The sequence below is a fragment of the Mesorhizobium sp. M2D.F.Ca.ET.226.01.1.1 genome (assembly GCF_004022705.2).
Taxonomy (GTDB): Bacteria; Pseudomonadota; Alphaproteobacteria; order Rhizobiales; family Rhizobiaceae; genus Mesorhizobium.
This window is the reverse complement of the sequence record NZ_RZOY02000001.1, coordinates 409,774-423,911: the sequence shown is the minus strand read 5'-3', so window position 1 is coordinate 423,911 and position 14,138 is coordinate 409,774. Positions and strand designations below refer to the sequence as shown.

Annotated in this window: 11 protein-coding genes; 10 read left to right on the top strand and 1 reads right to left on the bottom strand. The window is 65.3% G+C overall.

Features of this window, described 5'->3' with window-relative positions; genetic code table 11:
* Positions 1-28 precede the first annotated feature (28 nt).
* The 9 genes from EN869_RS02025 to EN869_RS01985 all read left to right on the top strand — a co-directional run bounded on the left by EN869_RS02025 (position 29) and on the right by EN869_RS01985 (position 11,982).
* A complete protein-coding gene (locus EN869_RS02025; protein ID WP_127227876.1) occupies positions 29-2,503 on the top strand; it encodes an ATP-binding cassette domain-containing protein in 2,475 nt (824 codons plus the stop codon).
* Positions 2,500-3,540, top strand: coding sequence for an ABC transporter permease (locus tag EN869_RS02020; protein WP_127227877.1), 1,041 nt, complete (start codon positions 2,500-2,502; stop codon positions 3,538-3,540). Before EN869_RS02025 ends, EN869_RS02020 begins: the two co-directional genes overlap by 4 nt.
* A gap of 108 nt (positions 3,541-3,648) precedes the next feature.
* Complete coding sequence (locus EN869_RS02015; protein WP_127227878.1) at positions 3,649-4,476, top strand: phosphogluconate dehydrogenase C-terminal domain-containing protein; 828 nt, start codon at positions 3,649-3,651, stop codon at positions 4,474-4,476.
* A 284-nt stretch (positions 4,477-4,760) separates the two neighbouring features.
* The gene (locus EN869_RS02010; protein ID WP_127227879.1) at positions 4,761-5,702 is read left to right on the top strand and encodes a D-ribose ABC transporter substrate-binding protein; all 942 of its coding nucleotides are present in this window, start codon (positions 4,761-4,763) and stop codon (positions 5,700-5,702) included.
* A gap of 81 nt (positions 5,703-5,783) precedes the next feature.
* On the top strand, positions 5,784-6,449 hold the full coding sequence (locus tag EN869_RS02005) for a DUF2291 family protein (protein WP_127227880.1): 666 nt from the start codon (positions 5,784-5,786) through the stop codon (positions 6,447-6,449).
* The gene (locus EN869_RS02000; protein WP_127227881.1) at positions 6,446-7,990 is read left to right on the top strand and encodes a sugar ABC transporter ATP-binding protein; all 1,545 of its coding nucleotides are present in this window, start codon (positions 6,446-6,448) and stop codon (positions 7,988-7,990) included. Before EN869_RS02005 ends, EN869_RS02000 begins: the two co-directional genes overlap by 4 nt.
* Positions 7,990-9,054 carry an ABC transporter permease gene (locus EN869_RS01995; RefSeq protein ID WP_127227882.1) on the top strand — a complete coding sequence of 355 codons (1,065 nt, stop codon included), beginning with the start codon at positions 7,990-7,992 and terminating at the stop codon, positions 9,052-9,054. Before EN869_RS02000 ends, EN869_RS01995 begins: the two co-directional genes overlap by 1 nt.
* Before the next feature lies 1 nt (position 9,055).
* A complete protein-coding gene (locus EN869_RS01990; RefSeq protein WP_127227883.1) occupies positions 9,056-10,087 on the top strand; it encodes a Gfo/Idh/MocA family oxidoreductase in 1,032 nt (343 codons plus the stop codon).
* The gene (locus EN869_RS01985) at positions 10,087-11,982 is read left to right on the top strand and encodes a hypothetical protein (protein ID WP_167506982.1); all 1,896 of its coding nucleotides are present in this window, start codon (positions 10,087-10,089) and stop codon (positions 11,980-11,982) included. Before EN869_RS01990 ends, EN869_RS01985 begins: the two co-directional genes overlap by 1 nt.
* A gap of 6 nt (positions 11,983-11,988) precedes the next feature.
* Here EN869_RS01985 and EN869_RS01980 read toward each other — a convergent pair whose 3' ends face one another.
* The gene (locus EN869_RS01980) at positions 11,989-12,702 is read right to left on the bottom strand and encodes a transcriptional regulator NanR (RefSeq protein ID WP_127227884.1); all 714 of its coding nucleotides are present in this window, start codon (positions 12,700-12,702) and stop codon (positions 11,989-11,991) included.
* 185 nt (positions 12,703-12,887) lie between these two features.
* Between EN869_RS01980 and oiaX the strand changes: the two genes are divergently transcribed.
* On the top strand, positions 12,888-14,138 hold the full coding sequence (oiaX, locus tag EN869_RS01975; RefSeq protein ID WP_127227885.1) for a 3-oxo-isoapionate-4-phosphate decarboxylase OiaX: 1,251 nt from the start codon (positions 12,888-12,890) through the stop codon (positions 14,136-14,138).

Sequence of the window (14,138 nt, the reverse complement as noted above, 5' to 3'; positions counted from 1 at the left end):
TCTTCGCCCGGCAGGAATCCGAGGACGAATGTCCCACATCGCCGTCGCCGTACAGGCCACCGCTGCCGCCGCGGCTCCTGCCGGGCCGAGCGTCGTTTCGCTGAGCGGCATCACCAAGAGTTTTGGACCGACGCTCGCCAATGCGGGAATCGATCTTTCCGTTCGCGCCGGCGACGTGATCGGCCTGGTCGGCGGCAACGGCGCCGGCAAATCGACGCTGATGCGTATCCTGTGCGGCGCGATGTGGCCGACGCTCGGCACGATTTCGTTTGCCGGCGAAGAAGTGGCCTTCGCCGCATACGACACCGGCGAGTCGCAGCGGCGCGGCATACGCATGGTGCACCAGGAGCTGTCGCTCTGCGCCAACCTGTCCGTCGCCGAGAACTTCTTCCTGGAAACTCCCGCCGACTCGGCAAGCCGGCCGGGCTGGCGCGCACTCTACCGCACCCGCGCCCGCGCGGCGCTCGACGCCGTCTTTCCCGGCAATGGCATCGACGCCGACGCCGAGGTCGGACACCTGACCATCGCCGAGCGGCAGATGGTGGAGATCGCGCGCGCCGCGGCGACGCCGGGCGTCAAGCTGATCGTGCTCGACGAGCCGACATCCTCGCTCGACCTCGACCGCTCGAAGCAGCTGCGGGCCTTCATCCGCGAGCGGGCGAAGGCAGGACTCGCCTTCATCTTCATCAGCCACAAGTTGCAGGAGATCATCGACATCGCCACCGAGGTGGTGGTGCTGCGCAACGGCCGCACCGCCTGGCAGGGCCATGCCGCGGACGCGTCGATCGGCAAGCTGGTGCAGCTGATGGGCGGCGACGCCAATCCGGTCCACCAGCACCCCGTCACCGCCGCGTCCTCTCAGGACGTGCTCGTGCGGCTCTCCGGACCGCTGACGGCCACGCTCGGCCGCGACATCGAGATCGTGCGCGGCGAGATCGTTGGGCTGGCCGGCCTCGAAGGCAGCGGGCAGAAGGAATTGCTGCACGCTATCTTCAGCCCCGACCGAAAGCAGCATGCGGGCGTTTCCAGGCGGGCGGAGGCAGGCTTCATCGCCGGCGACCGACAGAAGGAAGGCGTATTCCCGCTGTGGAGCGTGCTTTCCAACATCAGCATCGGCGCCCTTGCCCGCAGGCCAGCGATCGGGCTGGTTTCCGATCGCGCCAATCGCGACACGGCCATCGGCGCCGCCAGCAAGCTGCGGCTCGACGACAAGCGCTTCCAGTCCAACATCACCGATCTCAGCGGCGGCAACCAGCAGAAGGCGCTGGTGGCGCGGGCGCTGGTCGCCGACACGCCGGTCATCCTGCTCGACGATCCGACGCGCGGCGTCGACATCGCCACCAAGCAGGATTTCTACCGCCTCTGCAACGAGGTCGCGCGCGGCGGCCGCGCGCTGGTCTGGCACACGACCGAGGACGCCGAGCTGCTCGCCTGCGACCGCGTGCTGGTCTTTTCCGGCGGCCGGATCGTCAAGGAACTGGCGGGCGAGGCGATCACCGAGCAGGCGATCGTCGGCGCCTCCTTCGCGCATTCGGCGGACGGCCAGGCGAGCGCCGCCAGCAAGCGGACCGCGCCCGCGAGGCTTGGGCGCAAGCTGGTCAATGCCGCGCCTTTCATCGGACTTGCCGCCGTGCTCGCCATCATGATCGCGATCAACCCGGCGGTCGCCTCGACGTTCGGGCTCGACCTGTTGTTGATGCCGGCGCTGTCGCTGGTGCTGGTCACGGCGGCGCAGATGTTCATTGTCGGCGGCTCAGAGATCGACCTCGGCGTCGGCGCCTTCGCCGGACTGGTCAGCGTGCTCAGCGCCACGCTGCTCTACGACCAGCCATGGCTCGGCGCGCTGGCCCTGGCGGCCGCGCTCGCCGCCTATGCGGGGCTTGGCGGCGTCATCCAGGCGCGCAAGATCCCGGCCATCGTCGTCACGCTGGGCGCGTCCTTCATCTGGGTAGGCATCGGCTACGCGCTGCAGCCGACACCGGGCGGCGCCAGCCCCGAGTGGCTGTCGACGCTCTTCGGCTGGTCGATCGGCTTCATGCCCACCTCGATCTTCATGATCGTGGCCGTGGCGCTGATCGTGCTTGTCATCGACCGGCTGCCGCTCGGCGTGGTGCTGCGCGGCTTCGGCAACAATCCCGCCGCGATGATCCGCTCGGGATGGTCGCCGACGCGCTACGCGCTGGTGCGCTACCTCATCGCCGGCTTGTTCGCGGGCGCCGCCGGCCTTTCGCTGACGGCCATCAACACCGCGAGCGACATCAACTCCGGCAATTCCTTCACGCTGCTCAGCGTCGCCGCCGTGGTGATGGGCGGCTGCTCGCTGCTCGGCGGCATCATCTCGCCGGTCGGCGCGGTCGCCGGCGCCGTGACGCTGTCATTGATCGGCGCGCTGCTCGGCACGCTCAGCGTCAGCAGCGACTACAACGCCGCCACCCAAGGCCTGATCCTAATCGCGCTTCTCACCCTGCGCAGCCTGACCGCCGACCGCAGGAGCAAGCAATGAACGCATTCGCTACGTTCGGTCTCTGGGCGCAGCGCAACCGCTGGATCTGGGCGGCGCTCGGCGTGCTGATCCTCTGGCTGGTGCTCTCCATCGTCACAAGCCGCTTCAGCCTGTCCAGCCTCTCCGGCGTCATTCTGTCGGCTTCCTTCCTGACGGTGGTTGGCATCGGCCAGATGTTCGTGGTGACGACCGGGCGCGGCAATATCGACCTGTCGGTGGCGTCGGTGATCACGCTCAGTGCTTTCGTCGCGCTGCTGACCATCAAGGGCCAGGACGCGAACCTCGCCATCGGGGTCGTCGCCGCCATCCTGCTTGGTCTTGCGGTCGGGGCGCTCAACTCGCTGCTCGTCGTCGGCCTCGGCATTCCGGCGATCATCGCGACATTGGCGACAGGCTATGTGCTGGCGACCGCGACGCTTCTGTCGAACAAGGCGATCCCGGGCTTTGCCGTCAGCCCTGCTCTCAAGGATGTCGCGACGGGGCGCATCGGGGGAGTACCGATCATGGCCGTTGTCGCCATCGTCGGAGTAGCCGTGACCTCCTTCGTGCTGCGCTACACCGTGTTCGGACAGCTCCTGTCGGCAGTCGGCCAGAACCGCGCCGCGGCGCGGCTTGCCGGCATCCGCAATGGCCGGGTGATCGCGTCGGCCTTCATCATTTCATCGGTGCTGGCGTCGCTCGACGGGCTGCTGCTCGGCGCCTATATCGGCGGCGCCTTCCTGGAGATGGGCCAGCCCTATCTCTTGCAGTCGATCGCCGCCGTGGTGCTTGGCGGAACGCTGATCTTCGGCGGCTCGGCGACGGCGCTCGGCACGCTCTTCGCCAGCATCCTGCTCGTCCTAATCGTCACCACCATGCAGATCATCGGCCTGCCGCCGGGCGCTCAGGACATCGTGCAGGGCATCGTCGTCATCTTCGTACTCGCGCTGGCCGGGCGCCAGGCGTTGGCGCGGCGTGCGCCTGCCGATCTTGCGGACGGTGACAAGGACGCCGCTACGAAGACGAGAGCGGACACAGCTACAGCCCTACCGAAATGACGGGAAACAAAATAAACAATGCCTCTTGCCAAACTTGGTAGAGTGATCATACCAGTATACAAGATGACGATCGGCGCCGCCGTCGTCTGAACATCAGGAGCAGGTTAGATGACGACGATCGCGCTGTTCGGTGCCGGGGGCAAAATGGGCTACCGCCTGTCGACCAATTTTCGCGGTTCCCCCTACAGCATCCGCCATGTCGAGATCAGCGAGGCGGGCAAGGAGCGTCTGAAAACCGGACTCGGCATCGACACGCTCAGTGTCGATGAAGCGCTCGACGGCGCCGAAGTGGTGATCCTGGCGGTTCCCGACACGCATATCGGCAAGGTCGCAGCCGGCATCGAGAGCAAACTCGCGGCCGGCACCATGGTCATCGTGCTCGACGCGGCAGCGCCTTTTGCCGGCCACCTGCCAAAGCGGCCCGATCTCACCTATTTCGTCACGCATCCGTGCCATCCGCCGATCTTCAACGACGAGACCGACATGGCGGCCAAGAAGGATTTCTTCGGCGGCGTAAAGGCCAAGCAGCATTTCGTCAGCGCCCTGATGCAGGGGCCGGAGGCGGACTACGCCAAGGGCGAGAAGATCGCCCAGATCATCTGGGCGCCGGTGATGCGTTCGCACCGGGTCACCGTCGAGCAGATGGCGCTGCTCGAGCCCGGTCTCTCCGAGACGGTCTGTGCGTCGCTGCTCGTTGTCATGAAGGAAGCGCTCGACGAGGTCGTGGCGCGCGGCGTCGACCGGCAGGCGGCGCTCGACTTCCTGCTCGGCCACATGAACGTGCTCGGCGCCGTCATCTTCGGCGAGACCAAGGGCGTGTTCTCGGACGCCTGCAACAAGGCGATCGAATTCGGCAAGCCGGTGCTGATGCGCGACGACTGGAAGCGGGTCTTCGAGCCGGAGGAGATCGCCGCCAGTATCCAGCGCATCACCTGAGGCGCCGGCGGCTCGCATTTTTGAAAGACGGCGAACCGGACGAGTCGTGAATCAGGTACATATCACCTTAATTAGTGATTGACTCATCATACCAGTTGGCTTTAGCTGTTCCGGCTCGGACTTCTGGGTATCCGACGACGGAGGACGAAGGACGGCGGGCAGCAGGACAAAGTTCGGATGAAGCCGGCAAGGCTTTCAAACCCAAGGGACGCAGCTGCACCGCCTGACAAATTCAGACAAATAGCCTCGGTCGTCCGGGGCAGGTTTTTCAACGGGAGGACTTCATGAAACTCACTCGCAGAATGACGCTTGCCGCTTTCGCCGGCGTGCTCGCACTCGGCACCGCGATGCCGGCCTACGCGGCGGACCTCATCGCCATCATCACGCCCTCGCATGACAATCCGTTCTTCAAGGCGGAGGCCGTCGGCGCTGAGGCCAAGGCCAAGGAGCTCGGCTACGACACGCTGGTGCTGGTCCATGACGACGACGCCAACAAGCAGTCGCAGCTGATCGACACCGCGATCGGCCGCGGCGCCAAGGCGATCATCCTCGACAATGCCGGCGCCGACGCCACCGTCGCCGCCGTGCAGAAGGCCAAGGACGCCGGCGTGCCCTCCTTCCTGATCGACCGCGAGATCAACGCCACCGGCGTCGCCGTGGCGCAGATCGTCTCCAACAACTACCAGGGCGCCCAGCTCGGCGCGCAGGAATTCGTCAAGCTGATGGGCGAGAAGGGCAACTATGTCGAGCTGGTCGGCAAGGAGTCTGACACCAATGCCGGCATCCGCTCCAAGGGCTATCACGACGTGATCGACGACTATCCGGACCTGAAGAAGGTCGCGCAGCAGTCGGCCAACTGGAGCCAGACCGAGGCCTACTCCAAGATGGAGTCGATCCTTCAGGCCAACCCGGACATCAAGGGCGTGATCTCCGGCAACGACACGATGGCGATGGGCGCTTACGCGGCACTAGCCGCCGCCGGACGCAAGGACGTCATCGTCGTCGGCTTCGACGGCTCGAACGACGTGCGCGATTCCATCACCTCCGGCGGCATCAAGGCGACGGTGCTGCAGCCGGCCTTCGCCCAGGCGCAGATGGCCGTCGAGCAGGCCAACGACTTCATCAAGAACAAGAAGTCGCCGGAGAAGGAAAAGCAGCTCATGGACTGCGTGCTGATCAATGCCGACAATGCTCCCAAGCTGGAGACCTTCGCGCTCAAGAACTAAGCCGGCGCGATAGAAGCTGCGAGGGGCGGACGCGCGTTCGTCCCTCGCCTCCATTTCATTTTCCGGGTGCCCTTGATTGTCATGACCAAGCCGACTTGTCCGACCAGGCAGACTTGGCTGATCCTCGCGATAACCGCCGCCATCGGTCTCAGCGCCTGCAAGATCCTGCCGACGCCGTCGGCGCAGGGTGGGGACAGCGCCGACAGCTCGGCCTTCAATCCCGACAAGCAAGTCGAGGAGATCTGGGCCTCGAAGGTCGTTCCCTATCTGCAGCAGAAAGCCGGTCCGTTCGCAGAAGTGCATGCGCTGGCCAAGACCGATCAGGCCGCCGCCGGCGCCAAATACGGCAATCCGAAGAAGCAGGCGAATTCGCCATGGACCTTTGCGGTGCGCATCGAAGGCAAGATCGTCGCCGCCAACACGCAGTCGCGCGCGGCGACCGTCGACGTCGACGTCGATGGCGACGGCAAGGCGGATGCGCGGGTGCAGATCGGGCCGGCGATGCGCGGCACCGCGCTGCGCGACAGCCTCGACTTCGTCCAGTTCAACGATTTCACCAATCAGATCGACTTCGCCCAATTCGGCAAGGCCTTCAATGCCTATGCCGACAAGACGGTGCTGTCCAAGCTGCCGCGCGACGGGCTCGAGGGCCGAACCGCGAAAGTGCTCGGCGCCTATACGATAGATGGCGGGCAGGATCTGCCGCTGGTGACGCCGGCGGAGGCCGAGATCGGGCCGAAGCCATGAGCGCATCGACCGGCCACGACGTCATCCTCGAGCTGGAGGACATCTCCAAGGTCTATGCCGGCACGGTGGCGGTCAAGCATGCCAATTTCGAGGTGCGCAAGGGCGCGGTCAACGTGCTTGTCGGCGAGAACGGCGCCGGCAAATCGACGCTGATGAAGATCATCGCCGGCGTCGAGCGGCCGACCGCGGGCCGCATCCTGCTCGACGGCAATGAGGTGTCCTTCTCCTCCTCCGGCGACGCGGTGAGCCGCGGCATAGGCATGGTGTTCCAGGAACTGAACCTGTTCGGTAATCTCTCGGTCGCCGAGAACATCTTCGCCACGCGCGAGCTTACCAACGCCTTCCACAAGATCGACCACAAGGGCCAGGAGCGGCGCGCCGCCGAATTCCTCGAGCAGCTGGAAGCCGGCATCCGGCCGGACATGCTGGTCGAGGACCTGCGCATCGGCCAGCAGCAGCTGGTCGAGATCGCCAAGGCGGTGTCGCTCGACGCGCGCATCCTGATCATGGACGAGCCGACCTCGGCGCTGAGCGCGGCGGAGGTCGAGATCCTGTTCAAGGTCATTGCCGATCTCAAGACGCGCGGCGTGGCCATCGTCTACATCTCGCACCGGCTGGAAGAACTGATCCGCATCGGCGACTACATCACCGTGCTGCGCGACGGCCGCATCACCGGACAGGAGGAGATGCGAAACGTCGACACGCAGTGGATCGTGCGGCAGATGATCGGCTCGGACGCCAAGGATTTCGCCAAGGACGACGGCCATCAGCCGGGCGACGAAGTGTTCCGCGCCGAGGAGATCTGCCTGCCACGCGTGACCGGCGGGCTTGCGGTCGACCACGTCTCCCTGTCGGTGCGCGCCGGAGAGATCCTTGGCATCTACGGCCTGATGGGCGCCGGGCGCAGCGAGCTGTTCGACTGCATCATGGGCCGTCACAGCCAGGCGAGCGGCAGGATCTTCATCGACGGCAAGCAGGTCAGGGAGCGCGACACGGCGCGGCGCATCCAGCGCGGCCTTGCGCTGATCCCGGAAGACCGGCAGCGCGAGGGACTGGTGTCGATCCTGTCGGTGGCCAGCAACCTCACCCTGGCAAGCCTGTCGCGTTTCGTCAGCCTGTTCCACATCCGCGGCGGCGCCGAGCGGCAGGCGGTGGCGCAGATGGTGCGCGAGCTGGCGATCAAGGTCGCCGACCCGGCGCAGGAGGTATCGTCGCTGTCGGGCGGCAACCAGCAGAAGGTGGTGATCGGCAAGGCGCTGCTCACCGGACCGAAAGTGCTTTTGATGGACGAGCCCAGCCGCGGCATCGATGTCGGCGCCAAGGCCGACGTCTTCCGCACCATGCGCAAGCTTTCGCGCGATGGGCTGGGCATCCTTTTCGCCACCTCCGACCTCGACGAGGTGATGGCGCTGTCCGACCGGATCGCGGTGATGAGCAACGGAAAACTGACGGGCATGTTCGATCGCGCCGAGACGACGGGGGCGGCGATCGTTGCCGCGTCGGCGCTTGGCCACGGACCCGTGCATGGAGAGCAACGCTGATGACCGACATTCCAGCCAAGGCGGCCGCGCCATCCGCATCCAGCGGCTCGCTGCTGCTGACGCTGATGAAGCTGCGCACCTTCATCGCGCTGATCGCGGTGCTGGTGTTCTTCTCGGTCGCGGTGCCGAATTTCTTCTCGGCCGCCAATCTCATCCTGATGGCCAAGCATGTGGCGCTCAATGCCTTCCTCGCAATGGGCATGACCTTCGTCATCGTCACCGGAGGCATCGACTTGTCGGTCGGCTCGATCGTCGGCCTGTGTGGCATGGTTGCCGGCTACCTCGTGCTCAACGGCATCGATCTGCAGATCGGCTACACCGTCTATTTCAACGTCGTCGAGATCGCCCTCGTCACGCTTTTGGTTGGTATCTTGATCGGGGCCGTCAACGGACTGTTGATAACAAGGCTGAACGTCGCGCCCTTCATCGCCACGCTGGGCACGCTCTATGTCGCTCGCGGCCTGGCGCTTTTGTCGTCGGACGGCCGCACCTTCCCCAACCTCGTCGGCAAGCCGGAGCTCGGCACAACAGGTTTCGGCTATCTCGGCGCCGGCCGGCTGCTCGGCCTGCCGGTCTCGATCTGGATCCTCGTCGTAGTGGCGCTGGGCGCGGCCTATCTCGCCCGCTACACGCCGCTCGGCCGCCACATCTTCGCCGTCGGCGGCAACGAGCGCGCGGCCCGCATCTCGGGCGTGCGCGTCAACATGGTGAAGATGTTCGTCTACATGTTCTCCGGCTTTTGCGCGGCGATCGTCGGCCTCATCATCTCGTCGGAGCTGATGGCGTCGCACCCCGCGACCGGCGAGAGCTTCGAGCTCAACGCCATTGCCGCCGCCGTGCTCGGCGGCACCTCGATGTCGGGCGGGCGCGGCACGATCGGCGGCACCATCGTCGGCGCCTTCGTCATCGGCATCCTGTCCGACGGGCTGGTGATGATGGGCGTGAGCTCGTTCTGGCAGATGGTGATCAAGGGCCTCGTCATCATCGTCGCGGTGGTGGTCGACCAGACTCAACGCCGGCTGCAGAGCCGTGTGACGTTGATGCAGATGGCAAAGGCGGGCTGACATGACGGCATTGCGTGGGGCGCTGATCGGCTGCGGCTTCTTCGCCGTCAACCAGATGCATGGCTGGCATGACATCGACGGCGCCTCGATCGTGGCGATCTGCGATCGCGATCCCGATCGCCTGAGGATCGTCGGCGACCAGTTCGGCATAGCGAGGCGCTACAGCGATGCGGCCGCGCTGTTTGCCAATGAGACGCTCGACTTCGTCGACATCGCGACCACCGTCGGCAGTCATCGGCCGCTGGTCGAGATGGCCGCCGCCAACCGCGTCCCGGTGATCTGCCAAAAACCGTTCGCGCCGACGCTGGCCGACGCCAAGGCCATGGTGAAAGCCTGCGCCGACGCCAGCGTGCCGCTGATGGTGCACGAAAATTTCCGCTGGCAGTCGCCAATCCAGGCGGTGCGCGCCGTGCTCGACAGCGGCGAGATCGGCACGCCCTTCTTCGGGCGCATCTCCTTCCGCTCGGCCTATGATGTGTTTTCCGGTCAGCCCTATCTGGCGACGGGCAGGCGCTTCATCATCGAGGATCTCGGCATCCACATCCTCGACATCGCCCGCTTTCTGCTCGGCGATGTTTCCAGCCTCACCGCCCGTACGGCGCGCATCAATTCCAACATCGCTGGCGAGGACGTGGCGACGATGCTGATGGACCATGAAGGCGGGGCAACGTCGGTGGTCGATTGCAGCTATGCGACGAAGCTTGCCACCGAGCCGTTTCCCGAAACGCTGATCGAGCTCGACGGCTCAGACGGCACGATCCGGCTGGCGCAAGGCTACCAACTCACGGTCACCGGCAAGAGCGGCACCACCGTCAGCGACGTGTCACCGCCGCTGCTCTCCTGGGCCTCGCGGCCGTGGCACAACATCCAGGAAAGCGTCGTGGCGATCCAGAAGCACTGGGTGGACTGCCTGACGAGTGCCAAGGAGCCGGCAACTTCCGGCGCCGACAACCTCAAGACCTTCGCGTTGGTCGAGGCAGCCTATGCCGGTGCGGCGAGCCGCGAACCGGTGCACCTCGACAGCTGGCTCTGATGACCGCCGATCCGTTCCTCCTCTACGGTACGCGCGCGGTCGAAGCCGAACCGGTCCGGCTCGCAGCCGGCCCGCTCGGCGCCGATCTCGTCAACGGCAATCTGCGCACCATCCGGCACGGCGGCATCGAGGTGCTGCGCGCCATCGCCTATATCGTGCGCGACCGCGACTGGGGCACCTATGAGCCGGCGCTCTCGGATCTGATCATCGAACAGAGCGACGACAGTTTCTCGGTGCGCTACGCGGCAAGCTGCGAGGGGCCGGGCGGCAGCCGGCTCAGCTTTCGCGCCACGATCGAAGGCACAGCCGACGGCCGTCTGACCTTCGATGTGAGCGCGTTGCCCGAAAGCGATTTCGAGACCAACCGCTGCGGCTTCTGCATCCTGCATCCGATTGCGGGCCTCGCCGGCAGCCCGGTCAAGGTCGAGCACACCGACGGCAGGGTGGTGGACACGGAACTGCCGCTGCTGATCGACCCTTGGCAGCCGTTCAAGGACATGCGCGCTATCACCCATCAGGTCCGCCCGGGCGTCAGCGCCGAATGCCGGATGGAAGGCGACGTTTTCGAGATGGAAGACCAGCGCAACTGGTCGGATGCTTCTTACAAGACCTACGTGCGGCCGCTCGCTTTGCCATGGCCCTATGTGCTGCCGGCCGGACGAGCCAATCGGCAGACGATCACCCTGCGCATAACGGGCGGCTCCAAGATGACTGGCGCCGCGACAGGCGCCGAGCCGGTGCGCATCGAACCCGGCGAGGCCGGGGCGAAGCTGCCCGATGTCGGCGTGGTCATCTATCCGGAAGATGTCGAAGCGGCTTTGAATAACCTTTCGCTGCTCAACAAGCTCGGCCCGCAGCAGCTTCTCCTTCATTACGATCCGACACGCGGCCATGGCGTGGACGCCTTGCAGGCTCATGCCGAACTGGCCGCCGCGTTCCCCGCCAAGACGACGCTCGAATGCGTCGTCGCCTGCGCCGGCGATCTCGACAGCGAACTTTCCGCCGTCGCCGGGATGGTGCGCAGGGCCGGCCTGCGGCTCGATGCCGTGGCGGTGTCGCCTTCGGTCGACCGGCAGTCGACGCCACCCGGCAGCGCGTGGCCGGCCTGCCCGCCTCTGGAGGACGTCTATGCCGCCGCGCGGCGCGCCTTCCCGGATATCCGTCTCGGCGGTGGCATGTTCAGCTATTTCACCGAGCTCAACCGCAAGCGTGTTCCGGCCGGCGTGCTCGATTTCGTCACCCATTGCACCTGCCCGATCGTGCATGCGGCGGACGATCTCAGCATCATGCAATCGCTGGAAGCGCTGCCTTTCATCACACAGTCGACACGGGCGATCTACAGGACAAAACCCTACCGCATCGGCCCTTCGACCATCGCCATGCGGCAGAATCCCTATGGCGGCGCGACCAAGGATAATCCCGACGGCCAGCGCATCGCCATGGCCAATCGCGATCCGCGCCATGCCGGGCAGTTCGCCGCCGCATGGACGATCGGCTATGCCGCGCGCGTGGCGCCGGCCGAGCTGGAGATGTTAACGCTCTCCAGCTTCGCGGGATCGTTCGGTGTGCTGGCGGGTGCCGGCGAGCCCGTGAAGGAAGGAGTGCCGCGGTCGGTCTTCCACGCGGTGCGAGGCCTGGCCGCGCTGGCCGGCCAAGCGCATATCGCCACGCGCTCAACTGACGAGAATCGCGTGGCGGTGCTTGCAGGACGTTCGCCGACTGGCGCCGTCACGGTCTGGCTTGCAAACCTCACGCCGGACGATGTTGCGGTCGACGCCTCGGCGTTCGCAGGTTCGATCACGATTTGGGACGGAGCAGGTGAGCGCAGGCTTGACCCAGGTGCAGCATCGGCACGCCTGACGATGCCGGCCTATGCCATAGCCAGGATCGACTGAAGGATGCTATTTCTCGGAGTTCATCACGTAGAGGGCGCGCGAGCGCTCGAGATGCTTGATCATCGCCTTCTCGGCGCCGTCGGCATCATTCTTGTCGATACGGCCGATGATCTCTTCGTGCTCGGTCAGCGTGAATTTTTCCTTGCCGGTCCAGATCAGCATCTCGGTGTGATATTCCTTCAGCCAGCCGAGCATCGCCTCGCTAACCGCGACATAGATCGGATTGCCAGAGATCGCGGCGATCTGGGTGTGGAACTTCATGTCGGCGGAGATGAAGCCCTCCGCATCACCACGCGCGGCGCGCTGCTCGGCGACGATTACCTTCAGCCGCTGCACGTCCTCGGGCGTCGCCTTCTCGGCGGCTTCTCTGACCATGCCGCGCTCGAAGAAGATGCGCGCGCTCTTCAGATGCTCCAGCGTGTCCTTCGACGACGACAGGATGATCTTGGCCGCGCCGTCGACCTGCCTGATGATCGACTTGGCGGTGAGCTGAAGCACCTTGGCGCGCTCGCCATGCGAGATGGCGACCAGGCCCATATTGCTCAGCGCCTGCATCGCCTCACGAATCGCCGGCCGGCCGACCTCGAAACGCTCCATCAGCTCGCGCTCGGACGGCATGTCGTCGCCCGGCTGCAATTCGCCGCTGGTGATGAGGCGCTTCAGCCTGGCAAAGACTTCGTCGGAAAGCTTGCGCCGGACGATCGGTTCCGAACGGTTCATCGCCGAGAATCACTCCCTTGATCCAAGCCCAATCTAGCACCGTCGCTGCAATTTCCGGAATGCCCGTCGTCCTTCCACATGGCGCTTCGTCGGGCAGGATATTGCTTGCAATGCTTATGTACTCATTATACCAGATTTACAGCGCATGGAATTCTTTTCCTGCCTTTCGACTGCTATGACCGGCCATGATCACCCTCACTTATCGCATCGAGACCGCAGGAAGCATCGAGGCGCTGGCGGCCAAGATCGCCAGCGACCAGTCGACCGGCACCTTCGTCGCATTGCCCGGCGAGACCGAAGAGCTGAAGGCGCGGGTGGCGGCGCGCGTGTTGGCGATCCGGCATTTGCCGGACGCGGCGCAACCATCGATACCCGAGCCCGGCAGCGGTCCCTTCAAGCGCGCCGATGTCGTTATCGCGTTCCCATTCGATGCGATCGGCACCGACCTCGCGGCGCTGATGACGATCGCCATCGGCGGCACCTATTCGATCAGGGGCCTGTCCGGCATCCGCGTCGTCGACATGAAGCTGCCCGAGGAATTCAGGGGCGCCCATCCCGGGCCACAATTCGGTGTCGCCGGCAGCCGCAGGCTGACCGGCGTCGAGGGCCGTCCGATCATTGGCACCATCGTCAAGCCGGCGCTCGGTTTGCGACCGCATGAGACGGCCGAGATGGTTGGCGAGCTGATCGAGGCCGGTGTCGACTTCATCAAGGACGACGAGAAGCTGATGAGCCCGGCCTATTCGCCGCTCCCGGAACGGGTGAAGGCAATCATGCCGCTGATCCTCGATCATGAGCAGAAGACCGGCAGGAAGGTGATGTACGCCTTCGGCATCTCGCACGCAGATCCCGACCAGATGATGCGCAACCACGATCTAGTGCTCGAAGCCGGCGGCAATTGCGCGGTCATCAACATCAACTCCATCGGCTTCGGCGGCATGGCATACCTGAGGAAGCGTTCCGGCCTGGTGCTGCATGCGCATCGCAACGGCTGGGACATCCTCACCCGCCATCCCGGCCTCGGCATGGACTTCAAGGTCTGGCAGCAGTTCTGGCGACTGCTCGGCGTCGACCAGTTCCAGATCAACGGCATCGCCTCGAAATACTGGGAACCGGACGACTCCTTCATCCGCTCTTTCGAGGCGGTGACGACACCGCTCTTTTCGCCGGATGACTGCGCCCTGCCGGTGATCGGCTCCGGCCAATGGGGCGGACAGGCGCCCGAAACCTACGCCCGCACCGGGCGCACGGTTGATCTCCTCTATCTCTGCGGCGGCGGTATCGTCAGTCATCCGGACGGGCCGGGCGCCGGCGTACACGCCGTGCAGCAGGCCTGGCAGGCGGCGGTCGAGGGCATTCCGCTCGATGAATTCGCCAGGAGCCATGTCGAGCTGGCACGCTCGATCGAAAAATTCGCCGACGGCAAGGCCGCTTGA

Bases quoted from the DNA above. Each gene is read 5' to 3' on its own strand.
- EN869_RS02025 (WP_127227876.1), top strand. From the start codon at position 29: ATGTCCCACATCGCCGTCGCCGTACAGGCCACCGCTGCCGCCGCGGCT.
- EN869_RS02020 (WP_127227877.1), top strand. From the start codon at position 2,500: ATGAACGCATTCGCTACGTTCGGTCTCTGGGCGCAGCGCAACCGCTGG.
- EN869_RS02015 (WP_127227878.1), top strand. From the start codon at position 3,649: ATGACGACGATCGCGCTGTTCGGTGCCGGGGGCAAAATGGGCTACCGC.
- EN869_RS02010 (WP_127227879.1), top strand. From the start codon at position 4,761: ATGAAACTCACTCGCAGAATGACGCTTGCCGCTTTCGCCGGCGTGCTC.
- EN869_RS02005 (WP_127227880.1), top strand. From the start codon at position 5,784: ATGACCAAGCCGACTTGTCCGACCAGGCAGACTTGGCTGATCCTCGCG.
- EN869_RS02000 (WP_127227881.1), top strand. From the start codon at position 6,446: ATGAGCGCATCGACCGGCCACGACGTCATCCTCGAGCTGGAGGACATC.
- EN869_RS01995 (WP_127227882.1), top strand. From the start codon at position 7,990: ATGACCGACATTCCAGCCAAGGCGGCCGCGCCATCCGCATCCAGCGGC.
- EN869_RS01990 (WP_127227883.1), top strand. From the start codon at position 9,056: ATGACGGCATTGCGTGGGGCGCTGATCGGCTGCGGCTTCTTCGCCGTC.
- EN869_RS01985 (WP_167506982.1), top strand. From the start codon at position 10,087: ATGACCGCCGATCCGTTCCTCCTCTACGGTACGCGCGCGGTCGAAGCC.
- EN869_RS01980 (WP_127227884.1), bottom strand. From the start codon at position 12,702: ATGAACCGTTCGGAACCGATCGTCCGGCGCAAGCTTTCCGACGAAGTC.
- oiaX (WP_127227885.1), top strand. From the start codon at position 12,888: ATGATCACCCTCACTTATCGCATCGAGACCGCAGGAAGCATCGAGGCG.